The following is a 25,873-nucleotide window of genomic DNA, read 5'->3' on the forward strand; positions in this document are numbered from 1 at the left end:
ACCCATTCCATAATGAAAGGAGACCCGGATGAACCGGACAGCCACAACCAGTAGCGCATCACGCCGCAAGACCCGCACGGGCACGCATGACCTTTTCCTTGCACGGTGGTCGCCGCGCGCGTTCGAACCGGTGGAAATCGAACGCGATACGCTCCTTTCCTTTCTGGAAGCGGGGCGCTGGGCGCCATCCGCCTATAATTTCCAGCCCTGGCGTTTCATCCATGCCCGCCGCGATACGCCGCAATGGGAAACGTTCGGGCAGTGGCTGCTGCCATTCAACCGGGCATGGGCGCAGAATGCGTCTGCCCTTGTCTATGTCGTCTCCCGCACGACCATCGTGCCACCGGGCAAGACGGAAGCCGTGCCGTCCCCCTCCCATGCTTTCGATGCGGGTGCGGCGGCCCTGCTGATCCAGCTACAGGCCGCGCATGAAGGATGGGCCAGCCATGTCATGGGCGGGATCAACCGCGACGCCGCGCATGCGGGGCTGGGACTACCTGATGATTATACCGTGGAAGCCGCCATCGCCATCGGGCGGCGCGCGCACCCTGATGGACTGCCCGCCCATCTGGCGGACCGGGAATTCCCATCGGACCGGCTGCCACTTGATGAAATAGCATTTGAAGGACGGTTCCCGGCTGCTTCGGAACCCGTTTGACGGGCACGGGACCATATGCAGCCATGCCGCAGCGGTAAAGATACCCGCTGCGGCGTAATGGTCACTATTCCACCGGAATACGTCAGTCGGCCTTGCTGCCGGTAGGCCCGTCAGGTTTCAGTCATGCGCAAGACGGGCGGCAATACGGTTGCCTATTGTCTGCACCCCGATGACAAGGACAATCAGGACAGCGACGACCAGAAGCATCACCTGCGTATTGAACCGCTGGTATCCGTACCGGATGGCAAGATCGCCCAGTCCCCCTGCCCCCACGGCTCCCGCCATGGCCGACGCGCCAACCAGCGTGATGAGTGTGACCGTCAGTCCGGCGACAAGACCGGGCATGGCTTCAGGCAGCAGCACGTAACGCACGACCATCCAGCGCGTGCCCCCCATGATCTGCACGGCATCGACCAGGTTGCGGTCCACTTCCCGCAGGGACACTTCCGCAATCCGGCCGAAATATGGAATGGCAGCGATCGACAGGGGAATGATCGCGGCTTCCGTGCCCAGCGCCGTCCCGGCGATCAGGCGCGTAAGCGGGATCAGCAGCACCAGCAGGATGATGAAGGGAATGGCGCGCAGCATGTCCATCGCCACCCCCAGCACGCGGGCCACCAGTGGCAGCGGATACAGCCCGCCCCGCCGCGTGATGACAAGCAGAAGCGCAAGCGGCAGGCCACCCACAACGGCTGCAAGCCCGGATGCCGCCACCATTTCCAGTGTCTGCAACGTGGCGCGGGCAATCAGTTCAAGAATCAGCCGGGACATAGCCGGTAACCTCCATCGACCGTCCTGACTGTGACAGGAAATCCAGAACCCCCTGTGTCCCGTTGGAAAGGGACAGGATCAGGTCCGCAAACGGCGCGCCGCCCACTTCCACCATACTGCCCTGCAACAGGGCGATATCCGTGCCGAAACGCTGGCTGGCGGCGGACAGGAACGGCTCCCACGCCGCATCCCCTTCCACCCGCAGCCTTATGATGGTGCGCGCGTCAGGGATTTTTTCACCGGTAAGCCGCGCTTCGATGGCTGGGGGCAGTTGTGGGCGACTATCGGACAGCAGCGCATGGGTGACGGCGTGGGTGGTGCCCCATATCTGCCGGGTGGGGCCATTTTCGATAATGCGCCCGTGATCCAGCACGATCACCTGCGTTGCGATGCGCCGTATCACGTCCATCTCATGTGTAATCAGCACAATGGTCAGGCCCAGCCTTGCATTGATTTCCCGCAGGAGTTGCAGGATCGATGCCGTGGTTTCGGGGTCCAGCGCGGATGTCGCCTCGTCACACAGCAGCAGGGCGGGATCGTTGGCCAGCGCGCGGGCTATGCCCACGCGCTGTTTCTGGCCACCCGACAGTTGCGACGGCCATTTATCGCCCTGCCCCGCAAGGCCCACGAGATGGAGAAGTTCCTCCACCCGTTCGTGCCGCACATCCTTTTTCACCCCGGCAATTTCCAGTGGCAGGGCGATATTCCCCGCCACCGTGCGGGCATTGAGCAGGTTGAAATGCTGGAACACATAACCGATGCGCCGCCGCGCCTGCACCAGTTGCGCCTGCGTCAGCTCGGTCAGGTTTTCACCCTGCAGCACGATATGGCCCTCATCAGGCCGGTCCAGCGCGCCAAGACAGCGCAGGAGGGAGGACTTCCCCGCCCCCGAACGCCCGATTACACCAAGGATTTCCCCCTTCGGGACCGAAAAGCTGACATCATCCAGCGCCAGATGCGAACCGAACCGGCGGGTAATCCCGACGACCTGCAACAGATCTACGACCATGCCGGTACCACGGCCCCATGGTAGATGGACAGGATCGCCTGACGGACATCGGGCTGATGCACCGCGTTTACCAGCGTCGCCACCCATGGCGCGTGGGCATCACTTTCATTGACGGCGATGAAATTGACATACGGATTGTTATCAAGGGATTCCTCCCCGATCCGCTGCTTTTCAATATCAATCCCCGCCTTGAACGCCCAGTTTGTGTTGACGATGGCCGCATCGAGATCAGCAAGGGTGCGGCCCACGATCCCGGCATCGAGTTCACGGAAGTTCAGGTCATGCGGGTTTTCCGTCACATCCAGCGCCGTGGGCAGCAGTCCCGCATCGGGTGACAGGCTGACAAGACCCAGATGCTGCAACAGATGCAGGGCGCGGCCTTCGTTGCTGGGATCGTTGGGCAGGCCGATCACCGCCCCCTTCGGCAGGTCGGACACGGCATGCCAGCGCGACGAATACAGCCCGATGGGGGAGAAATAGGTATTGCCAGCCGCCACGATCCGGTATCCGCGCGCTTCTATCTGGGCCTGAAGGAAGGGACCATGCTGGAACGCATTGGCGTCTATATCATGTTCGGACAGGGCTTCGTTGGGCGTGTTGTAGTCGGAAAAGGTCACGATCTCCAGCGTCAGGCCGTCTTTTGCAGCGTTTGCGGCGACCTTGCGCCAGATGTCCTCATCCTCTCCCGCCATGATCCCTATGCGCAGGCGTCGGGCATCGGCCGCACGGGCCCGCGGGATGGCACAGGCCAGCGCACCGCCCCCCAGAACATGGAGCAGTGTCCGACGATTCATACTTAACACGCGCATCTTCTTCTTTCCGTTGACTGATCCGTAGGGTGATACCCGAACCGCTCAGGCGGGCAAACCTGTTGCCCGCATGCAGGACCATACCGTCATGATGCGCGGTGACCATCCATGGGGGCATGCCCGGCCGGAATGGCGCGGACCAGATCGGCCAGCCATGCCAGCCCCTGCGGCCAGATACCCAGCGGCGCGTCATTGCCGATATGGCCGCGCTGTCCCGCATCCAGCAGGGGCACATGCCATTTTGTGGCAAGATACCGCGCCCGCGCGGGTGACAGCCATTCATCATCGCCACTGGCGACGATGCGGGCGGGAAAGGGCAGTGGCTGTTCCGGCAGGGGCAGGAAGCCCTGCATCCCTTCCACCGCCATCGCGCGGGGGGATTCAATATCGGCAGGGGCAACCAGAAACGCCCCGGCAACATTCGTGCGCCCGGCCTGCGCCGCCGCCCAGCGGGCCACCAGAATGGAACCAAGGCTATGGGCGATCAGGATCACCGGTCGCGTGCAGGTGGAAAGCGTATGCTCCAGCCCCCGGAGCCAGCTTTCATAACCGGGATGGTCCCAGTCATCCTGCGCCACGCGCCGCGCGTCCAGCAGGTCCTGCCACCGCGACTGCCAGTGCCGCGCCGCCGAATTATGCAGCCCCGGCACGATCACCACATCATACGGGGCCAGCAGGGTACGAAGCTGCCCGATCAGCCGCCCCGTGTCGGGACCCTCATGCGCCACCGCTGTCGCATCCCACCGGGCATCTGACGGTGGCGGATGTGCGATGAAGGGCCCGTCATGACGGAAAGAAGAAAGTTCCATGGCGCGATCCCTGCCTAAGCCGCCGCCATGCGGGCGTCATTGCCCATGGCGGACACCTTACCGGTGCGGAATACATCAAGCAGCCCGATGATCTCCCCCAGATCCTGTCCGGTCGAAGGCGGATAGGAAACGCGGGATCGGACTGTCCTGTCCGGCGCGATGAAGAACACGGCATGTTCTTGCACCGGCGCATCCCATTCGTCGCCGGTGTCGCCCGCATACAGCGCACGGATGGCCTGCGCTTCATCGGGCAGGCAGACGGTGGCCCCGGTATGGAACTGTCCGGCGGCGATGGAGTGGACATGTTCGGAAATGGGCGTGGATGAAAGAAACAGCAGCTTCACTGCCCCGTCAGGCAGACCCGCCAGGGGTGTAACTGTGGGACGGAAATCTTCCGGGTGGGTGACCAGCACGCCCCACGCAGGGCCAAGCCAGTCATGAAAACCGATGCGACCCGCCGTGGTTGTGGCTTCGAAATCCGGCGCTCTCTGACCTGAAAATAACGGCATTCCCTTATTCCCCATATGGCTGGCGTCAGCCGGACCGATGGCGGAAGGGACGGCTTCGCGTTCCTTCCGCCTGCCCGATGATAAAACCACACAGAACGTGCGCAGTCAACAAAAGCACTATTAATAATTGTTGATAAAATGGTATGTTACGTTTTCAATCGTTAATTAGATGACTTTCTACCCCGGACCAGCAGGGGTGGCGCACCAACCGTTTGACAGACAGCGCCCGGCAATGGAGTATCCGCGCGGGAATAATGCACAAGGACCATGGTCTGACCTGATGGCGCGCGCGATCCATCCTGTGGCACGGTCGGCAACGGCACGCTGGCTTGTCATCGCCATCGCGCTGATTGGCCTGATGGGGCAGATGCTGGTCCAGAACCAGGCCCTGCCCGGTGAAGCGCCACGTCTTACCATCCAGCGGCTGACCGGTATCGACATTGCGCCCGGCGCACCAGTGGCCGCATGCGACACGACGCGACAGACCATGTCCCACACCATGGCCCATATGCGCCACGGAGTGCATGATGCGGGCTGCCGCGCAACCCATCATCATCACGACGGCACCTGCCCGCTCTGTCCGCTGCTGCATGTGGCGGCCATTCTGCAGGCCGTCATCCCGTTCGTGCCAATTGCGTCCATGCGGTGGGTGCAGCCGCTACGGCATTGCGTGCAACCCCGCGCGCCGCCCGGTCGTGCCTGCCGTATCCTGCCGCCATTGCGCGGCCCGCCCATGCCTGCCTGAACCTTCGCGCCGCGCCCGACCGGGGAAACCCCGGCCGGACCGCGTGGCTTGCAGGCCAGCGGGCATGACCCGGTTCCCTACGGATTTTCACGCAGTCAGATGGTGCATTCGCACCGGTCCGACAGGGTGCGTGTCAAAACCGGCGGAACCGCGCAATCAGATCCTGCTGGCTTTTCCCGGTCAGTTCAGGACAGAAATCATGTCAGGTCACACGGCATCCCCGCGTCATACGCGCGGGGCGGGCGGGCGTTCGATAACGCTGGCCCTTCTGATGCTTTCCCCACACGCCATTGCGGCATACGCTACACCTGTCGCGCCTTCACCCGATCCGCAGCCCGCGATACGGACCGGAGCGGACCACCCACAGCACCCTGCCGGAACGCCTGCCGTCATGGCGGGCAAGGCGGAAACCGTCGTAGTCATAGGACACAAAGGCGCGCCGGACATAAGGCGCTTCGCCCTGCCCCAGACCACGGCAGGCATCGACCGGCAGAAGATCTCGGCCACCATAAACATTGTCGATACCGAGGATGCGCTGCGCTACATGCCCAGCCTGTTCCTGCGCAAACGCAGCAATGGCGACACGCAGGCCACGCTGGAAACACGCACATGGGGCGTCAATTCCAGCGCCCGCAGTCTGGTCTATGTGGACGATGCGCCGATTTCAGCGCTGATTTCCAATAACAATACGAACGGCGCACCGCGCTGGGGCATGGTGGCCCCCGAACAGATCGAACGGGTCGATATGCTCTATGGCCCCTTTGCCGCGCAATATCCGGGCAATTCCATGGGCGGCGTGGTGCTGATCACCACGCGCATGCCGGACCATTTTACCGCGACACTGAAGCAGACCGGCAGCGTGCAGACCTATGGCGCCTATAAAACCCACGGGAATTACGGTTCATCCAACAGCGCAGTCACTCTGGGTGACAGGCTTGGCCGCCTGTCATGGCTGTTCAGCGCAAACCGGGAAGAAAGCCTGAGCGAACCGCTATTCTATGTCACCGCGTCCTCCATGCCCACGGGCACGACAGGCGGCATCGCATCGCAAAGCAAGACCGGCTCGACCGCCGATGTGATGGGCGCAGGCGGCCTGCAACACAGCACGATGGATAACCTGACCCTGCGGCTGAACTATGATTTCACGGACTGGCTGCACCTGAACTACATGGTGGGGTTATGGAATAACCAGACCCGCGCACGTGCCCAAACCTATCTGACCACGCAGGCCGGCACACCCACATTCGGGGGCGTGTCAGGTTTCGCCAATGATACCTACACCTATAATGAAGAACACCTTATGAACACGGTCGCGCTGAAAACCAGTACGAAAGGCCATTGGGACGGCGAAGCCATCTTTACGGATTACGACTACCTGCAGGACATGCAGCGCAATCCGGCGGGCGTGACGGGCAATACAGGGTTTACGCCCGGTGGCTATATCACGCGCATGGACGGTTCGGGCTGGACCACGGCGGATATCAAGGGCATCTGGCGGCCAACAGGCGCAGGTGGTGCGCATGAACTCAGCTTTGGCGCGCATCGTGACCAGTACGACCTGCGAAACCCGACCTACAATACCGATAACTGGCGCTCCTCCCCCGCCACGGGCAATGGTACGCTTTACGCCAGCGGCCGGGGGCGGACGACGACCTATGCGCTATGGGCGCAGGAAGCATGGAAATTCGCGCCACGGCTGAGCCTGACCATTGGCGGCAGGCTTGAGTTCTGGCGTGCATCCGACGGGTTCAACCTGGCTGGTAAGGTCGCCACCCGCCAGCCACCGGAACACGCGACCAATTTTTCGCCCAAGGCCACGCTGGCATGGCAGATCAACCGCAGATGGGATGCCAAAATTTCATTCGGGGAGGCATGGCGCTACCCCACGGTTGCAGAACTGTACCAGATCGTCGCCACCGGCGGCACCTACGCCGTGCCGAACGCCAATCTAAAGCCCGAGCAGGTCTTTTCGGGCGAGGTCATGATCGAACGCCACACCCGCAATGGCAGCCTGCGCCTGTCGCTGTTTCAGGAAAACACGCGCAACGCCCTTATTTCGCAAAGCACCCTGATCAACAGCATCTACACAACCACGGTCCAGAACGTGACCGCCATACGCAACCGCGGCGTGGAATTCGTGGCCGAACGGCATAATGTGCTGTTTCCGGGGTTTGATCTGTCGAACAGCGTTACCTATGTGGACTCCCGCATCCTGTCCGATCCTGGTTTTGACAGTGCGACCGGCACGGTTGCGACAGGAAAGCATGTGCCCTACGTGCCGGACTGGCGCGATACGTTTCAGGCCACATGGCATGCGACGCCGCGCCTCGATCTGTCGGCGGCACTGCGCTATCAGGGCAGGATGTATTCCACGCTGGATAACACCGACCGGGTCGGGCATGTTTTTGGCGCTTTTGACAAATTTCTGGTGGTGGATGTCCATGCCCACTGGCGGGTGCATGGTCCGCTTACGCTGGATGCGGGCATAGATAACATCAATAACGCCCGTTATTACGAATATCATCCCTTTCCCATGCGCAGCTATGTGGCCGATCTGAAGGCCAGTTTCTGAACCGGAAAAGCCAGCATTATATCGGGCGGGGCACGGGGCGATCCGCCCCGTTATTCAGGTGGTTACGCCAGGCGCGGGGTCAGGACAGGCGACGCGCCCCCTTCCGTCCACTGATAGGGCGGGTGACATAAAACTTTAACATTTTTCCGCTATGCCAGACCCCACGATACTACATAGTATGCGCAGTAACTTTTACCTATCCACCTGAATTACATGACGCACGCATGTTTTATGGAATAATAATACCCCGCAAGGCCAAAGGTGATATTTGAAATCCTTCAGTATTAAATTTTCCATAGGTCTTGTGCAGATCTGTGTCGCAGCCGCCTGCATTACAGCGGGTATCTGCTCAATCCGGGGCCTTACCAGCGTCAACAGCCACATAGACCAGATCAACCATAAATCACTGGCCAGTATCCGCGCCATTGGCACGATAGGCGAGCAGCTCCGGGCATTCCGTTCCACCGAAAGCGACCAGCTTGCCGCCACCAGCCCCGAAGCCGTTGCCGGGCTTGAAGCCATGATCGGGCCGATCGCACAGGGCGAAACGGATGCGATCGAAGCCTATGCGCCGCTGGTCAGCTCCCGTCAGGAAGAAACGCTTTTCCATAACCTGCGCACACAATGGCAGAATTACCGCGCAAGCCATGCTGAAACCTTCGCACACCCGAACCCGACCACCGACAGCAGCACTACGGCAACCACCAATGCGCGGCTTCTGGATGAACAGCAGGCCATGTCCGCCACGCTGTCATCCCTGACAACCATCAATACGGTACGTGCCGGGTCATACGCGCGCGAAGCGGAAAAAACCTACGGCCTTACGCTGCAACGCGTTTACGGGGCATATCTGGTGCTGTTCCTGGTGCTGGCGGCGTCCTTACTGGTCGTTTATTATAACATCCTGCGCCCGCTGAAGAAAATCAACGCCGCCATCAAGCAGCTTGCGGCGGGTGACACCACGCTTGCCTTCCCCTATGGCAGCAGGGGAGACGAGATCGGCGATATCTCACGCTCGCTGGAAGTCTTCCGCAGTGCCACGATCCGTGCTGAAACCCTGCAGAAAGAAGCCGAACACCAACGCGAACAGGCCGAAGTCAACCGCCGCGCCATTCACGAAAAGGCCGAAGCGGATGCCCGCGCCCGCCTGAAACAGGCGACGGGCGGCATGGCCGATGCGCTCAAACGCATGGTGGGTGGCGATCTTTCCTTCCAGATCGAAACCCCGTTTTCCCCGGAATTCGAGCCGCTTCGCCGCGATTTCAATGAAGCACTGGCGCAACTGGCCAATACCTTTTCCGCCATGTCCAGTTCCGTCCACACGGTGGATGACGGCATACAGGAAATGGCGTCAGGGGCCGAACATCTCGCCCGGCGAACGGCGCAGGAAGCGGCGTCGCTGGAACAGACGGCAGCAGCCGTGGCGGGCATTGCCAAAAGTGTCGCGCAGTCGGCGCAGCGTTCGGACACCGCACGCCAGATCGGTATCAAGGCACGCGAAACCGCATCGGATTCCGCACGGATCACCGATGAGACCGCCAGCGCCATGCAGCGTATCGAGGAAGGGTCCGAACGGATCGTCTCCATCCTGGAAATGATCGACAACATCGCATTCCACACCACCATACTGGCCCTGAACGCCAGTGTAGAGGCCGCACGCGCGGGCGAAGTCGGGCGGGGTTTTGCGGTGGTGGCAAGTGAAGTCCGCTCCCTTGCCGAAAAAAGCACGGAAGCCGCCCGCGACATCCGCGCGCTGGTCCTCAGCACCGCATCCGACATTCAGGAAGGTTCCAGCCGCGTCCGCGACAGCAGCGAAGCCCTGCGTGTCATCGTGAAATTCATTGCCGACATGGGCGGGAACCTCGATGCGATCGCCCTTGCATCGCGCGAGCAGTCCGTAAGTCTGGATGAGATCAATACCGCCATCGCATCGCTGGACGGGGCAACGCAGCAGAATGCCGCCGTGGCCGAACAGTTCAGCGCCACATCCAGAAGCATCGTGGATGAAAGCCATAAACTGAACGCGCTGGTCGGGCAGTTCGTGCTGCCTGATCCCGACCGGTCGGAGCCCGATGACATGCTGATGGCGCATGCCATGGAAGATGAAACGCCCGCTGCACAATGGATGGCGGATCTGAAGGCCGGCGCATGGTCATCGCGTGCGGGGAGTGAGCAACGGTTCTGATGACATGGGACATCTTCGCGTTGCAACGGGATTGCCTGAACAGGCAGGGCACGATGGGCGACATAAACGCCGCGCCCCTGTCCCATATCGACCAGCACGCTTCATGCCCAACGGGTTCCATCGTCCCGGCCCCTTTATAGCCTGAACAGTAACAAGGATAGGTTGCGCCATGACCGTCAGCCCTGACACCACACGATCAGCATGGGAAAGAAACCGCCTGCGGGAGGAGGTTCTTGACGATATTGACGAAGAAATCGAACTGGAACTCGACGATGCGCGTCTGGGTTCGGAAAAGGATTCCGATACGCTCGATTTCCGCAAAACCTACTTCCGTGACCTGCTTTCCCTGCAGGGTGAACTGGTCAAGCTGCAGGACTGGATCAAGGATACCGGCCACCGTCTGGTCGTGATCTGTGAAGGCAGGGACGCGGCGGGCAAGGGCGGTGTCATCAAGCGCATAACCCAGCGCCTGAACCCCCGCATCTGTCGCGTCGCCGCCCTGCCCGCCCCCAATGACCGGGAACGGACCCAGTGGTATTTCCAGCGTTATGTCAGCCATCTTCCCGCCGCCGGTGAAATCGTGCTTTTCGACCGGAGCTGGTATAATCGTGCGGGCGTTGAACGGGTCATGAATTTCTGCACGGATGAGGAATATGAAGAGTTTTTCCGTGCCGTCCCCGAATTTGAACGCATGCTGGTGCGCAGCGGCATCCAGATCATAAAATACTGGTTCTCCATTTCCGATGATGAACAGGAACTGCGTTTCTGTGCCCGTATGGAAGACCCGCTGAAGCAGTGGAAGCTCAGCCCCATGGATCTGGAAAGCAGGCGTCGGTGGGAGTCCTATACCCTCGCCAAGGAAATCATGCTGGAACGGTCCAATATCGACGAAGCCCCCTGGTGGATCGTGCCTGCCGATAACAAGAAGAAAGCCCGCCTCAACTGCATAAGCCACCTTCTGTCTCAGGTTCCCTATCAGGAAATCGAGAAGCCTGAAGTGCGGTTGCCCGAACGGGTATTCAGCCCGGATTACATCCGCCAGCCGGTGCCGGACAGCATGATCGTTCCCGAAAAATATTGAAATAACGGGCCGATTTCAGAAACCATAAGGAAGTTTTTGGTGAAGCTTTTTGAAAAAAGGCGACACCAAAGAACTTTGTCCGTTTTGACGCTTTGGCTGTCAATTACGAGCAATGAGGGCTGCTCATCCCTACCGGCTGCTTTTCTCACCATGCCATAAAGGTCATAGTGGATGTGTCGCCATCGCCCCCGCTTTTTGCAGGTCGGCAAAATAACCGTACACCGTTCGCCAAGGTGGGAAGTCCGTGGGCAACCCACGCCATTTGCAACCATGTGTCACCACATACATGATGGCATCGACTACCCGGCGCATGTTTGCTTCCCTCGGACGGCCACCTTGCTTTGCCCTTGGGATGTGGCTCCTGATTAACCTCCACTGTTCGTCAGTGAGGTCCGTGCCGTAGCTCATTGGTATGAATACAACCCGGAAGTAGTTTCGATATATTAACAATAATTGTCGAAGCTCAAGTTTCATTTTTATAATATCGTTATAAATCAGCCTGTTAGCTTTTATATAGTATGGCGATTTATCATGTGCTATTGTGTATGTGCGCTTGGTCGCGCACGAAAAAACGAAGTGCCTCCCCTTGTCGGGTGGCCTGCGAATACAACACCCGGCTTCGGCCAATTGTGGTGGATGGCGACGGCTGTTCATTGCGATGGGAATAAGCAGGGCAGCGTTTACTTCGTTTATCGTTGCGACCAACCACCTGACGCCAGGAGGCGTCAGCGTTTTTTAACGTCCTTGGTCGGACACCAAAAACGAGGTTACAATAGATGCTTCAAAAAGTGGCGGAATCACCGCCATTCGTTGTGCCTATTCAGGAACATAACGTAAACATAAACCCTTTGGAACTTATCCTCCAACCAGAACACAGCAACAGATACGCAAGGTATTTTTCAATACCCCGTTTGGATATATGCGTTTTCGACGCCCCTTCGTCGAAAGGTTCAAGCAGGAATGTAAAGGCCCTGTAGATTCATATCTGTTTGGGTTGAAGGTTCGGTTTTATCCGCAGGACAATCAGACTGATGCCAAGTCAGCAGTCTGCGGAAACTGCTACAACGCCAAGGAATGGAGGTGGCTGGACAAGTGCCTGCCTGCTGGTGGCACCTTCCTTGATATAGGAGCGAACATGGGGTTCTTTTCGCTGTTTGCTGCTACCAAAAGGGCCAGGATCATCGCCATTGAACCACAGCCTACGCTCTTTGATCGGCTTTTCACCAACATGGCTCTCAATGATATTGAGGCATATCTGGTCAAAGCTGCCGTAGGTGAAAGAGATGAAACTGGCACCCTGATCCAAACCAATATGGATTACGGTGGTGGCACCATTGGTCAGGGTCATGGAGAAACCGTTCGTATCCGGCCTTTGCTGGATATCCTGACCGATGCCAGAGTCAACAAGGTTGATGTGTTGAAGATCGACATTGAAGGATATGAGGACCGGGCTTTAATGCCCTTTTTCAGGGATGCACCCTCAACCTTATTTCCCTCACACATCATCATGGAATACAGCGAGAGTGATCGCTGGCAATCAGACCTGATGGGCAAACTGGCTCAGGCTGGATACCGTCAAACGGCACGTAGCAGAGGTAACGCCCTGCTATCACGCAAATAGGGGAGAACAGGTAAAATTAGCGGGTAGGTGGTTACGACCACCGACCCGTTTTTGTGTGTTTGTTCGTTGGTATATCAGCGATAAATGCTACGTTCCGGGACATTTCAAACAGTCACTTACCCTGCTTCTGGCATCAGGATTCCGGGGTTCTCCTGGGCCGTTATGACATTACATGCGCTGCGTTCAACACACGCATTGCGGCTTTGGGGTAACAGTAATGCCGGAACAACAGCGACCCCTTGCAGGACGCAACCGTTCATCAGTTATCGGAACCGACAGAAGCGGGAACAGGCAAAACCGTTTCCTCAAGGGTTATCTATCCCTGACCGGTAAAGTCGGAAATATTGATATCTTCCCTCCATACGCATCGGCGCCGTGGCGTCCATTTTTGGACATCACAGCGCCGGATACCGTGCAGGAAAGAAGAACCTTGACGATGGTCCGCCGGGGCAGCCTGTAATGCAGCCCCGGCAGCGGGATTCTATCGGTTGAGCAGGTAGAATAGTCCCGCAGCGATCGTAATGGTGACAGGCAGCGTGCAGACCCATGCCAGCGCGATCTTGACCAGCATGCCCCGGTTGATGCCCGAACCGGAACCAAGCATGGTGCCCGCGATACCCGCCGTAATGATGTGTGTCGTGCTGACAGGCAGGCCGGTATAACCAGCCGTGGCGATCAGCCCCGCGCCCACCAGTTCCGCCGATGCACCCTGCGCCGGGGTCAGGTGCGTATTACCGATTTTTTCGCCCAGCGTATGCACGATGCGCTTGTAGCCGATCATGGTGCCGATACCCAGACACAGGGCGCTGAGCAGCCGCACCCACCACGGCGCGTATTCCACCACCGGGCGCATCTGGTTGCCCAGCGTCTTGGCCATCGCGCGTTCCTGCGCGGATGCCTGCGGGTTCGCGGCAACGGTTTTCAGCCCGGCCACGACTTCATACAGGTCGGCACGCAGTTCGGAAGGCACGACCTCATCCGGCGCGGTTCTGGACAGGCGGGTAACGGAAGCAACCGCTTCGTCACGCAGGCCATCATGGTCATACTGCTGGATCAGCGGGGTGGCGTTTGTCGCATATTCCGCGATGTGGACAATATGCGGCGCGCTGTTGGGCGCCAGCGCGAAGGTTGCGGGCAGGATACCAATGATGGTCAGCATGATCAGGCCAATGCTTTTCTGCCCGTCATTGCTACCGTGGGAGAAGCTGACACCGGTGCAGGTCAGGATCAGCAGTCCGCGCACCCAGCCACGCGTCGGCCTGTCACCCTGCGGGGGCTGGTACAGTTCCGGGTCGCGCACAAGATGGCGGATTATGAAATACAGCCCACCCGCGCCAATCAGGCCCAGCAGCGGCGAGATGGCAAGGGCGCGCAGGATCTTCCATATCTGCGACCAGTCCACGCTGTTGCCCAGATCGCGGGTATGCAGCAGCGCATCCCCGATCGCTATGCCGATCAGCGCGCCAATCACGCAATGCGAACTGGAGTTCGGAATCCCGAACCACCATGTAAACAGGTTCCATGCCAGCGCCGTGCCGAACAGGGATATCAGCATCGGCACCGCCGGATCGCCATTGGGTGGGGACAGCACGTCGGCGGGCAGCAGTTCGACCAGACCGTACGCAACACTGATCCCGCCCAGGATAACCCCTACGAAATTCATGCACCCCGACCAGATCACAGCCGTGCGGGGTTTAAGCGATCTGGTATAGATAACGGTGGCGACCGCATTTGCCGTGTCGTGAAATCCGTTTACGAATTCAAACACACAGACAAGCGCGAAGCACACGACAAGCGCGATTATGGAAAATGTGGAATAGGGTGCAAAGTGAAGCATATAACTACACACAGAAAGTTATTGTTATTTGCTTTATAAATAATTTTAAGGACGAATTTAAGTCACCGCACCTGATCTTCATATAATATTCATATTTACATAATCATGCGCTTTATTACGTGATCGCACCTGTTCAGAAGGGGGCGGGACATTACTTCCGGCCCGCTGCGTGACTGGAGATAATGCCCCATAAAAACATCCGTAGAAAATGGCCTACCGGTTCAGTCGCGTCACCAGTAACTGATTGATGCGGAAACCTTCCACATCGACCACTTCAAAACGGAAACTGACCGTGTCCACCCGGTCCGCCTTACGCGCCATGCGCCGCAGGCGGTGCAGGACAAAACCGCCAATGGTGTCAAAAGGCGCGCTTTCATCCAGATCGAACGCATCCAGCGCGCGCCGCACATCCCCGATCGTGGCGGCACCGTCAATCAGCCACGATGTCGCATCGCGGCGCACGATCAACTGCTCCTCAAACGGATTGGCAAGCCCGCCCATCAGCGCGCCAAGAATGTCCTTGAAGGTGATAAGCCCCATCACCAGCCCGTATTCATTCACCACCAGCGCGAAACCCACGCCATGGGTATCGAACTGCGCCAGCGTGTCCCACAGGTTGATGGTCTCGGGCACCGACAGGACATCACGGCGCATCTGCACGATCGGGTTTTCCCGTGGCGCAGGGGCGTCCTGATCGTCCGGCGTGGACAGGACGCCGGGCCTGCGGTCCACCACGGCGGCCAGCACGTCTTCCGCCCGGATGGAGCCTATGACGTTATCCAGTCCCCCATCACACAGGGGATAGCGTGAATAGGGCTTGGCGCGGACCTTGTCCTTCTGCATCTCGATGCTTTCCTGCAGATCGAGAAACACGATTTCATCACGCGGCGTCATGGCGGATGTGATGGAACGGTCCTGAAGCCCCAGAACGTTCTGGATCATCTGGTGTTCCTGTTCCAGCAGGACACCCGAAGCCGTGCCGGCGGCCAGAATGGCGCGCAGGTCTTCCGGCGTGACCGGCTCGACACCGGATGCTGCGGGAATTTTCAGGGCGCGCAGGATCGTATCGGATGTGCGCGAAAATACCCATACAATGGGATAAAGCAGTTTCAGCGCCGCCGCCGGGAACCAGCCCACCGCCAGCGCGATCTTGTCGGGCGCGTTCATGGCTACGCGCTTGGGCAGCAGGTCGGCAAACAGGACGAACATGCCCGTTACCAGCACGAAGCCGAACGCCGAGGCCAGCGTCTGCGCCGTTGCGATGCTCAGGCCCCAGTGGACCAGATACTGGTACAGCGGCGGAGCGATCATTCCGGAACTGATGATACCGCCCAGAACCCCGACCGCGTTAAGACATATCTGCAGGACGGTAATGACCTGCCCGCTGTTGCGCCGCAGTTTCAGGAACGCGACCGCCCGTTCATCACCCGCTTCCGCGCGGGACTGGAGCCGCACATCGCGGGCTGCGGCAAAAGAGACTTCGGAAAGCGAAATAAAAATATTAAGCGCGACCAGCATAACAAGCGATACCAGCCCCGACAGAAACAAAATCACACAGCACCTATGGAAGAATATTTAATTCATCATATCATGAACTGGCGATTACCTAACAGGATAAAGGTTTTTGGTCCGGGAATTTTTTGTTAAGATTTCAGGCATGTTTACCGTAACCCGACCACGCCTGTTCCCGGCCATGGCCTGCAACGCGGACACATCCCCACTGTTTCCATAAATCCCGATGCCAGCAGGCGCATTTTACTAAACCGTGCCCGGTGTCCGGGCGGACCGGAACCCGGACCGGGCACACAAGCCCACAAAAGCGCAGACAACAGGCCGTTACTGCCGGGGTGAGAGGGCCTGCACCAGTTGCGCCACCACTGCTTCCAGCAGCGCGCGATCCCTGTCGGTGAACCTGTCACGGCGCGGACTGTCGATGTCGAGCACGCCCAGCAGTTCCTTGCCCATCACGACCGGCACCACGATTTCCGAAGCCGATGCCGCGTCGCAGGCAATATGACCGGGGAAAGCATGCACGTCCGGCACCACCACTGTCTGCCGGTCCCGCGCAACCGTGCCGCACACGCCCTTGCCAAACGGGATGCGGGTGCAGGCCACGCGCCCCTGAAACGGCCCAAGCACAAGCTGGCCATCCTTTACCAGATAGAAACCCGCCCAGTTCAGATCCGGCAGGGCTTCAAATATCAGGGCGGCGATATTGGCCATGTTCGCGATCATGTCGCCCTCACCCGCAACCACGGCGGATACGGTTTCAGGCAGGGTATCGGGCGTTACGCGCCGGTCGGGTGCGGTCATGACTGTGTTCCTCTGGACAATGGGCGGACAGGGGACACTACTGTAATGCACCGGTCAATCACCCGGCCACATGGGGGGAAGCCGGACGGAATGCTTCTATCCCATCGATACCTCCACCGCATGGGTATTGCCGTCATCGAGCATGTCGATACTGCCGGTGGCCGGTATGCTGACCCCATCCACGCTGACAGTGCCGATCCCCCGGCACAGATGGGCGGGGTTGAGCACGGTAATGTTGTAAACCGCACTGCGCCAGCGCAGCGTGACTTCAAAACGCGGCCAGTCATGGGGAATGCACGGGTCAACCCGCAACTGCGTGCCATGCACCCGTATGCCAAGGATGGTCTCGATCCCCACACGCTGCATCCATCCCGCCGATCCTGTGTACCACGACCACCCGCCCCGCCCGACATGCGGTGGCTGGGAATAGACATCGGCGGCGATTACGTAGGGCTCCAGCCGGTAACGCGCGGCTTCCGTGGTATTCAGCGCATGGTTGATCGGGGTAAGGGTGTGAAACAGCGACTGCGCGCGGTCCCCGTCGCCCAATGCCGCCACGGCCATGACCGTCCACAGCGCGGCATGGGTATACTGGCCACCATTTTCACGGATGCCGGGCGGATAACCGCGGATATAGCCCGGATCAGGCCCCGTGGTATCGAAGGGCGGCGCAAGGACAAGGATCAGCCCTTCATGCTGGCGGACAAGACGCGACAGCACGGACCCCATGGCGTGTTCGGCACGTTCGGGTGACGCAACGCCTGACAGCACCGCCCATGACTGCGAAATCGCATCAATCTGGCATTCCGCGCTGATATGCGACCCAAGCGGCGTGCCATCGTCAAAATAGGCACGCAGGTACCAGTCGCCATCCCATGTCTTTTCCAGCGCCACGGCAAGGGACCGCGCATGGTCCTCCCACGCGCGGGCGCGGACCAGATCGCCGCGCGCGCGGGCCAGCGGGATAAAGGCGTTCAGCGTGGCATGCAGGAACCAGCCCAGCCAGACACTCTCCCCCTTTCCGTGCTCGCCCACACGGTTCATCCCGTCATTCCAGTCGCCCGTGCCCATAAGCGGCAGGCCATGCGCGCCAACAACCAGACTGTGATCCAGCGCACGGGCACAGTGTTCGAACAATGACCCGCTTTCATCCGATATGGTCGGAACCGTGAAACGGTCATGTTCGGTAATGGGAAGGGGCGGGGCCACCAGGAAGGGGAGGCTTTCATCCAGCACACCCGTATCGCCCGATGTCGCGACGTAATGCGCCACGGTATAGGCGAGCCATGCCCGGTCATCGGAAATATGGGTGCGCACGCCCGCCCCGGTCTGGGGCAGCCACCAGTGTTGCACGTCGCCTTCCACAAACTGGCGCGAAGCGGCGCGCAGCAGGTGCGCGCGGACCAGATCGGGCCGTGACAGCACAAGGGCCATGCCATCTTGCAACTGGTCGCGGAAGCCATAGGCCCCACTGGCCTGATAGAAACCCGCACGGGCCTGCACGCGGCTGGCCAGTGTCTGGTAAAGCAGCCAGCCATTGAGCATGATGTCCATGCTCCGGTCGGGCGTGCGGACCTGCACGGATTGCGTAATCCGGTCCCAATGCTGGCGGACATCGCGCAGCACACCATCCAGATCCACGGTGCGGTACCGGGCCACGAGGTCACGGGCCTGATTGATGTCCGCCCCCTCGCCCAGCAGGAAGACGATTTCCGCTTTCCCACCCGGCGGCAGGATCACCACCGTCTGCACCACCCCGCACGGGTCCAGTCCGGCACCCGTGCGCCCCTGCACGCCATCGGCATGGGCGAAGGCCGCCGGGTGTTCGACGGTGCCATTACGCCCGACAAAGGCCGTGCGGTCGCCGGAACTGGCGGTCAGATAGCCGCCAATATCGGCAAAGGCCACGCGGTTTCCGTAATCCGCGCTCCACGGGTTGCGGGCAAACAGTGTGCCGGTTTCCTCATCCAGTTCTGTGGAAACAAAGGCCGCCGACGTGCTGCGCGCCCGCCCCAGCACCCATTCGACATAGGCGGTGATGGACAGCGTGCGGGAATGATCGGACAGGTTGCGCAACTGGATGCGCGTAATCTTGACCGGGTCCGCCACGGGCACGTACTGCAGCAGCGTGCTGGCCACCCCATGGGCAATGCGTTCCTGCCGCGTATAGCCGCGCCCATGCGTGGTAACGTAGGTCGCCGCGCGGTCGCGCCGGGTGGCGGCAGCGGGGCACCACAGCATGCCGGTGCTTTCATCGCGGATATAGAAAATCTCGCCCGCGTGGTTGCTGACCGGATCGTTGGACCATGGCGTGATCTGGTGTTCGCGGCTGCTGCCCGACCATGTATAGCCACTCCCCTCCCCCGATACCTGAAAACCGAAGGTGTCGTTGGTGATGACATTGATCCACGGCGCAGGCGTGGTCTGTCCCGGCGCCAGCACGATCACGTATTCCTGCCCATTGCGGGCAAAGCCGCCATGGCCGTTGAAGAATTCAAGTTCCGGCACCGGCGGGGCGGCAAAGGCCGAAGCGGGCGACGGCGTGGGCGCAAGGGTGGGCAGGAACGTACGCTTTGCGGGAACCCTTGCATAATCAAGCTGTTCCGCCAGACCCCGATCGGCCACCAGCACCACGCGGGCGACCGACAGGATCAGGTCACGCATGGCGGGGGTAAGCAGGTCGGCGCGCAGCACACGCACGGCGCCCGCATTCCCCCCGCTCTGTGTTACGGAATGGACAAGCTGGTCCAGTGCCGCCTGAAGTTCCTGAAGGTAGGAGGATGGATGTTCGTTCAGCACGACAAAATCCACCGCCACCTGCTTGAGACGGAAATATTCATGCGCGAGCAGCAGCAGGCGCACGATGGCGGTATTCGACGCCTCGCGTATGCGCAGCACAAGAATGGGCAGGTCGCCCGAAATGCCCTGTTCCCACAAAAGCGGCTGTGCCCCTGCCCCCTTCGCGATCGCGGGCGGACTGGCCCGCAGCGCCGGCCCGGCAAACAGGATATGTCCCGCCAGGCGCTGGAACAGATCCGCCGTGGCGGGTGTGATGTCCAGATGGCGCAACTGCACCTGCGCCTGTGTCCAGGCAAGGGTGCGCACACGCTCGAATGCGGCATGGTCGCGGTGCGTGTCGATCAGGTCCAGCAGTGCTTCGCGCGATGGCGCGGCCATGGTCCAGAACGCGATGCGGCCCATGGTGCCCGGACGGATGGAAAGGGGAACGCGGATGGAAAAGATCGGGTCCAGCACGTTGCCCGTATGACCGGACAGCGCCCCGTCACCCATCACGGCCACGGGCCGGTGCACCGTGCGCTCGCGGCCAAGGAAACAGGCGCGGTCGGTTTCCACCTCTATGGCAGTACTGCATACCACCAGATGGGCGACCCATATTTCCGCCTCGTCCGGTGTGCGGCGGCGGCGGGTGGCGATCAGGGCGCGCGCGGCATGCAGGTATTCGGTATGGACGAAAAGCTTGGTAAAGGCCGGATGGGCCAGATCGCCAGCCTGCGCCAGCAGCGCCAGTTCCATATAGGATGTCACATCGATATCCAGCGGATCGCTGCCCGCGTTGAACAGGGAAAGCTGGCGGACTTCGGCATCGTTCTCGGCCGAGACAAGGACTTCCAGCCGCGTCGTAAGCGTCCCGTCACGACGGGCGAATTCGGCGCGGTCTTCATGGAAGGCCACGGCATATTCTTCGGGCGACGGGCCACAGGGCTGCACGCCCGCCGACCAGACCTGTCCCGTCCTGCGGTTTTTCAGGTACAGGTACGAACCGTAATCATCGCATGTCGTATCTTCGCGCCAGCGCGTGATGGCCTGACCGTTCCAGCGGCTGTAACCCGATCCCGCCGCCGTCAGCATGACCGTATAGCGGCCATTGGACAGCAGATGGGTGACAGGCTGGGGCGTATCGGCGCGTTCCAGATACCGCCCCGCCGGGGTGGAGACGGCGTGGACGGTGGGATGCGTATCCTCCTCGAACGGTAGCGGGCGGGCGACCGCGCCGGTACGGGGCGCGCGTTCCTGCAGCAGCAGTTCGGCGGACGCCACGACCGGGTCGGAATGAAAGCGCGTGCGCATGACGCCATTCATGATGGCGTCCGCCACCGCAAGGATGGACATGCCCTGATGATGCGCCATATACGCGCGCACGATTGCCACCCTGCCCTGATCGGGAACACGATCGGGGGTGAAGTCGAGTGATTCGTAAAATCCGTACTGCCCCAGCGCCCCGGTCTTTTCCAGCACGTACAGATTGGCCACCGCCTTCTGCGGGTCAACCATGGCCGCCAGCATGGTGGCGTATGGGGCCACCACCCGGTCCAGCCCCAGCCCGCGCTTGAACCCCAGCCCCGGCACGCCGAAATTGGAATACTGGTACGTATAGTCCAGATCCCGCACGTTATAGGCGGATTCCGAAACCCCCCACGGAATGTCATGCGTCTGGCCATAGGCGATCTGGCGCTGCACGATCAGGCCGTTGGTCTGTTCCAGCAGGCTGCCCACCGGCGCGCGCATGACGAGCGAGGGCATGAGGTATTCGAACATCGACCCCGACCACGAAACCAGCGCCGCGCCATTGCGCACCGGCGTAATCGAACGGCCCAGCCGGAACCAGTCATGCGCGGGCATGTCGCCCTTGGCGATGGCGAAGAACACCGCCAGACGCGCTTCGGACGCCAGCAGGTCATAACAGTTGGTGTCCTGCGTATCCTCGGCCACCAGATATCCGATGGACAGCAGCTTGCGCGACGGATTGCACAGGAAATGGAAATCCATCTCCTGCGCCATGGTCCGGGCCTTCTGCGCGATGGTTTCCAGCCTGCTGGCCAGCGTGGCATGCAGGTCCGTATCAAGGTCGCGCATATGGCTTTCCAGCGCGCGCAGCGGGGCCGTGACCCAGAATACGCGGTCGGTAATACGGTCGGTGCCCCCGGCGGCCACGTCGGGGTGCATGCGCGCCACATGTTCCGCAGCCCCCGCGGCATGACGGTGCAGGACCGCCAGTTCGGCGGTTGATTTGCCGGGGGTGGACAGGACCGCGTTTTTCAGTCCTGTCAGCAGGCGCAGCAACTGCCGCTCCGCCGCCGTGTGGCTCTGCCGGACGCCACGATCGAATGTCAGGTCGGCAATGGCGATGTTCAGCGCATCGGCAATCCCTTCACGCCATGTATCGGTTTCAGGCCCCGCATGCTGCCAGCCCTGACACGCACTGGCCAGCGCGATCAGGTGGCCCGCCATGTTGCCGCTGTCCACGCTGGAAACATAGATCGGTTCCAGCGGGCGCAGATCGTCGGTTGCATACCAGTTATAGAAATGCCCCCGGTAGCGCGGCATGGTTTCCAGCGTGCTGAACGTCGCTTCCAGCCGGCTGACGGTATCGGCCAGACCGGTCCAGCCAAAATCATGCGCGCTGGCGGTACACAGCAGGTAAAGGCCGATATTGGTGGGGGAAGTACGGCGGGCCAGAACGGGGGATGGATCTTCCTGAAAATTATCCGGCGGCAGCATATGGTCCGCCGGGGTGGTGAAGGTTTCAAAAAAGCGCCACGTCCGCCGCGCGGTCATGCGCAGGGTGCGGATATCGGTGCGGGACGGACGCGAGCGGGCCGCGATGACATGCGTGCGGCTGGCCCACATGGCCACGGCGGGCGAAAAACTCCACAAAACCGCCACCGGCACCGCCAGAAACAGGCTCCACGGCGCCCATATGGCCACACACAGCGTAATCCCCCCCGCCAGCAGGGGGGCGACGGACATGCGGCCATAATAACCCGCCAGACCCGACCGCAGCAGCCCCGCGATCTGGGCTGCGGGCACCCATTGCAGCATATGGCGGCGCGTAATGAACACACGCACCAGCGTACGCGAAATCGCATCCCCCATAAGACAGGCCTGATGGGCCAGAAAGGTGACGTTCAGGAACGTCATTACGGCGGACTCAGCACTTTTTGCGCCAATAACGCTAAGATAGCCGCGCAGCGTAATCCATTCCCGCCGCGGGATGATGTCCGGCAGGACCGGCAGGAACGCAGGCAGGGCCATGCCCAGCAGCACGAACGCCGTCCACACCACCGCCGCGTGCAGCGGCAGGAACCACCCCGCGACAAGGGCCACCAGCGCCAGTGGCGTAACCAGCGTGCGGCGCAGGTTATCGAGCATCTTCCATAACGCGATGCCCGAAAACCGGTCGCGCACCGGCGCGTTGCGCCGCGCGATGCCGGACATGATCCATGGCAGCAACTGCCAGTCACCGCGTGTCCAGCGGTGCATCCGCTGGGCCGCGACAAGGTAGTCGGTGGGGAAATCCTCCACCACCTCCACATCCGTCGCAAGTCCGGCGCGGGCGAATATGCCTTCAAACAGATCATGGCTCAGCAGGGTGGATTCCGGCACACGCCCGGCAAGGGCCGCCTCGAACGCATCAATGTCGTATATGCCCTTGCCCGCGTACGACCCTTCGCCAAACATGTCCTGATACAGGTCGGACACGGCGGCGGAATAGGCGTCAATGCCGCTGGCGCTGGCGAATATGCGCTGGAACAGGGTGCTGTGATGCCCCACCGGCAGGGACGGCGTGACGCGTGGTTGCAAGATGGCGTAGCCTTCACGCACACGGCCCGCCACGGGGTCGAAGGCGGGGGCGTTGAGCGGGTGGGCCATCTTGCCGATCAGGCGGCACACCGTTTCCAGCGGCAGGCGGGTATCGGCATCCAGCGTGATGATATACCGGACATTGGCGGGCAGCGGGGCGGCAGGCGCAAGGTAGGTGGTATCCGTCGCGCCGCGCAGCAGGCGGTTGAGTTCATGCAGCTTGCCGCGTTTACGCTCCCAGCCCATCCAGACCTGTTCACTCTCGCTCCATGTCCGCCTGCGGTGCAGCACGTAAAAACGCATCCCGCCGGGTGCGGGCCCATATTTGCGATTAAGGCCGGCCACCCTGTCCAGCGCCAGATCCAGCAGGCGCTGGTCATCGGGGGCATCGGGACTGTGGAAATCGGTCCAGTCGGTCAGGAGGGCGAAGTGAACGGAGTCATCGCGCGTGGCGAGGTAATGGACCTCAAGCCGCGCCAGCAGGGCGGTGAGCGTTTCTTCCGTGGTCATAAGGGCGGGCACGACGACCATGCTGCGCAGGGTGGCGGGAACACCATCACGGAATTCCAGCCCCGGCAGGGCGGTGGCGTGGATTGCTTCCAGCGCCAGCCGGTTTACACAGGCCACCGCAGCTTCCGAAACCGGCACGAAGGCGAGCACCGCCAGCAGCCACGTCATGCCGCTTGCACCATCCGATGTCAGCCACAGGGGCACGGCAAGGAAAAGCAGCGTCAGCAGGGTCACGACAATGCTGTAGGCCGCGATGCCACGCGCGCAGAACAGCCGCACCATCTGGCTTGACAGGGGCGGACGGAAGCCAATTGCCGCTTCCAGTTCCCTGCGCCCCGCCATAAGCAGAAGGTAATAGCCGGGATCGGCCCGGCGCGGGTCATGACCGTCCATGGCTGCCGCCCGGCGGGCCATGCTGACGGACAGTTCGGCTATCGCCATCTCGCTATGGTCACTGCCACGGGCCAGATCCTCGATGGCCTTGCGGTACAGATCACGGCTGGCGAAATCAGCCTGGGTGAAGCTGGGGTAGCTGTCAAAGATCCTGTTGACCAGGCAGACATGGTCGAAGGCTTCGGTCCAGTCGAAACCTGCGATCAGGCGCAGGCTGGTGATGATGTTGCGGATGGTGGCGTTGAAGGTGCCCTGTTCCTGCAGGTCGTCGCGCACGGCGTCTTCAATGCTGGTGCCCCTGTCCGCCAGCCGCTGTCCAAGCCAGACAAGGGCGGGGTCCTTTTCGGGGTCCAGCCCGCGCGAACGATGGGCAAGCTGGGCGATGAAGGCACCGTTCAGCACGCCGGGGTCAACCGTGGCGAGGAAGGCGGCCATCGCCGATGGCGTATCCTTGCGATAGCCATCCAGACTGTCGGCCAGCATGTCGGCTTCGCGCCTGCTGGCGTTGTTGGCCATGATCGCGCTGACCACGCGGCGCAGGTTTTCAATCAGCACGATCCGCAGCGTGATCGGCACCGCCCAGAGTTCACCAATCGTCAGTGGCGTCACGTCCTGATACGCCAGCAGGTAGTTGTACAGGGTTTCGGGCTGGATATTGCTGTCCGTATGGGCCACCAGCGCCCATGTCACGCCAAACACACGGGGCAGTCCGGCAAAGGGACCGCTGGCCAGCTTGGGCAGGCGGGCATAATAGCGCGGCGGCAGGTCCAGTGCGATTTCACGGATCTGCATGTCAACCAGCGCGTAGTTATCCGCCAGCCATTGTGCGGCGGGCGTCAACTGCTTGCCCGCCTGCAGGGCTTCGGCAATCCTTTCATCCGCGGCCCGCAGGAATGCACCATTGTCCGCAAGGCGGCGGGCCAGTGAATGACCCTGCCCCCGCATATGGGTGCGGGGCGTTATGGTCTGCGCGGCGGCAAGGCTTCTGGCATGGGCTTCCAGCCGTTCCATGCCGAAAATTTCGCTTTTGACCGGCGCGAAATCATCCTGCCACGTAAGCTGGGTAGGCTGACCAGACAGGCGTTCGAGCCACGAGCGGGGCATGGCCCGGAACGCGCGATCGGCCTGATGGGGTAACGCGGGATTTCCGTCCATGCTCTGCTCCAGTTATATCCGTGGCGGAACACCCACACCCGCGTTCCCCTATCTGCGAAACAGGCTCATCCGTGGCTGGGACGCATGGTGGGCACGCTGGCGCAACAGGGGTGGCACCGCATGGTCGCCTTCCCGCGTCATGGATTGTGTTGTGTATTCATCCGGCCCATCACCATCAGGCGGGAATTTTCCTGCCCTCCCCGCCACGGGGCGCGCAGCAGCGACGGCGCGGGAAGGCGCGTACTGGCCAGACGTGGCCGGTTTGAAGGATGTATCCATCCTCCACTCTCCTC

At 61.0% G+C, this 25,873-nt stretch carries 16 protein-coding genes; 6 read left to right on the forward strand and 10 right to left on the reverse strand.

Annotated elements, in window-relative coordinates; translation table 11 throughout:
* The first annotated feature begins 28 nt into the window (after positions 1-28).
* Entirely contained in the window at positions 29-658 is a 630-nt protein-coding gene (locus tag CFR79_RS06820) for a nitroreductase family protein (RefSeq protein ID WP_110547346.1), read from the forward strand.
* A 117-nt stretch (positions 659-775) separates the two neighbouring features.
* Here the strand turns inward: CFR79_RS06820 and CFR79_RS06825 are convergent, their stop codons facing one another.
* The 5 genes from CFR79_RS06825 to CFR79_RS06845 all read right to left on the reverse strand — a co-directional run bounded on the left by CFR79_RS06825 (position 776) and on the right by CFR79_RS06845 (position 4,565).
* The gene (locus CFR79_RS06825) at positions 776-1,429 is read right to left on the reverse strand and encodes a methionine ABC transporter permease (protein WP_110547347.1); all 654 of its coding nucleotides are present in this window, start codon (positions 1,427-1,429) and stop codon (positions 776-778) included.
* The gene (locus tag CFR79_RS06830) at positions 1,410-2,438 is read right to left on the reverse strand and encodes a methionine ABC transporter ATP-binding protein (protein ID WP_110547348.1); all 1,029 of its coding nucleotides are present in this window, start codon (positions 2,436-2,438) and stop codon (positions 1,410-1,412) included. Before CFR79_RS06830 ends, CFR79_RS06825 begins: the two co-directional genes overlap by 20 nt.
* Positions 2,429-3,232, reverse strand: a complete 804-nt coding sequence (locus CFR79_RS06835) for a MetQ/NlpA family ABC transporter substrate-binding protein (protein ID WP_243705389.1) — start codon at positions 3,230-3,232, stop codon at positions 2,429-2,431. Before CFR79_RS06835 ends, CFR79_RS06830 begins: the two co-directional genes overlap by 10 nt.
* A 101-nt stretch (positions 3,233-3,333) precedes the next feature.
* On the reverse strand, positions 3,334-4,056 hold the full coding sequence (locus tag CFR79_RS06840; RefSeq protein ID WP_110547350.1) for an RBBP9/YdeN family alpha/beta hydrolase: 723 nt from the start codon (positions 4,054-4,056) through the stop codon (positions 3,334-3,336).
* A 14-nt stretch (positions 4,057-4,070) separates the two neighbouring features.
* A complete protein-coding gene (locus CFR79_RS06845; protein ID WP_146220116.1) occupies positions 4,071-4,565 on the reverse strand; it encodes a thioredoxin domain-containing protein in 495 nt (164 codons plus the stop codon).
* Between the two features lie 280 nt (positions 4,566-4,845).
* Between CFR79_RS06845 and CFR79_RS06850 the strand changes: the two genes are divergently transcribed.
* The 4 genes from CFR79_RS06850 (at position 4,846) to ppk2 (ending at position 11,148) form a co-directional block, all read left to right on the forward strand.
* A complete protein-coding gene (locus tag CFR79_RS06850) occupies positions 4,846-5,310 on the forward strand; it encodes a DUF2946 family protein (protein WP_110547352.1) in 465 nt (154 codons plus the stop codon).
* 199 nt (positions 5,311-5,509) lie between these two features.
* Positions 5,510-7,882, forward strand: a complete 2,373-nt coding sequence (locus CFR79_RS06855) for a TonB-dependent receptor (RefSeq protein ID WP_110547403.1) — start codon at positions 5,510-5,512, stop codon at positions 7,880-7,882.
* 268 nt (positions 7,883-8,150) lie between these two features.
* A complete protein-coding gene (locus CFR79_RS06860) occupies positions 8,151-10,067 on the forward strand; it encodes a HAMP domain-containing methyl-accepting chemotaxis protein (RefSeq protein WP_110547353.1) in 1,917 nt (638 codons plus the stop codon).
* Between the two features lie 169 nt (positions 10,068-10,236).
* Entirely contained in the window at positions 10,237-11,148 is a 912-nt protein-coding gene (gene ppk2, locus CFR79_RS06865) for a polyphosphate kinase 2 (RefSeq protein ID WP_110547354.1), read from the forward strand.
* Between the two features lie 162 nt (positions 11,149-11,310).
* On the opposite strand, the gene CFR79_RS16330 is transcribed toward ppk2, so the two are convergent.
* Positions 11,311-11,802: a transposase gene (locus tag CFR79_RS16330; RefSeq protein WP_309146573.1), complete on the reverse strand. Its 492-nt coding sequence runs from the start codon at positions 11,800-11,802 to the stop codon at positions 11,311-11,313.
* Between the two features lie 265 nt (positions 11,803-12,067).
* Here CFR79_RS16330 and CFR79_RS06875 point away from each other — a divergent pair, with 265 nt between their 5' ends.
* Positions 12,068-12,769, forward strand: coding sequence for an FkbM family methyltransferase (locus tag CFR79_RS06875; protein WP_258373441.1), 702 nt, complete (start codon positions 12,068-12,070; stop codon positions 12,767-12,769).
* Between the two features lie 481 nt (positions 12,770-13,250).
* Here CFR79_RS06875 and CFR79_RS06880 read toward each other — a convergent pair whose 3' ends face one another.
* The 4 genes from CFR79_RS06880 to CFR79_RS06895 form a co-directional block, all read right to left on the reverse strand.
* Entirely contained in the window at positions 13,251-14,606 is a 1,356-nt protein-coding gene (locus CFR79_RS06880) for an inorganic phosphate transporter (RefSeq protein ID WP_110547357.1), read from the reverse strand.
* 213 nt (positions 14,607-14,819) lie between these two features.
* Positions 14,820-16,160 (reverse strand): hemolysin family protein, encoded by a 1,341-nt coding sequence (locus tag CFR79_RS06885; protein ID WP_174234175.1) that lies wholly within the window; start codon positions 16,158-16,160, stop codon positions 14,820-14,822.
* Between the two features lie 282 nt (positions 16,161-16,442).
* On the reverse strand, positions 16,443-16,919 hold the full coding sequence (locus CFR79_RS06890; RefSeq protein ID WP_110547358.1) for a GAF domain-containing protein: 477 nt from the start codon (positions 16,917-16,919) through the stop codon (positions 16,443-16,445).
* 96 nt (positions 16,920-17,015) lie between these two features.
* Positions 17,016-25,580, reverse strand: coding sequence for a GH36-type glycosyl hydrolase domain-containing protein (locus CFR79_RS06895; protein ID WP_110547359.1), 8,565 nt, complete (start codon positions 25,578-25,580; stop codon positions 17,016-17,018).
* Between the last annotated feature and the right edge of the window lie 293 nt (positions 25,581-25,873).

Source organism: Komagataeibacter saccharivorans, assembly GCF_003207825.1.
GTDB lineage: Bacteria > Pseudomonadota > Alphaproteobacteria > Acetobacterales > Acetobacteraceae > Komagataeibacter > Komagataeibacter saccharivorans.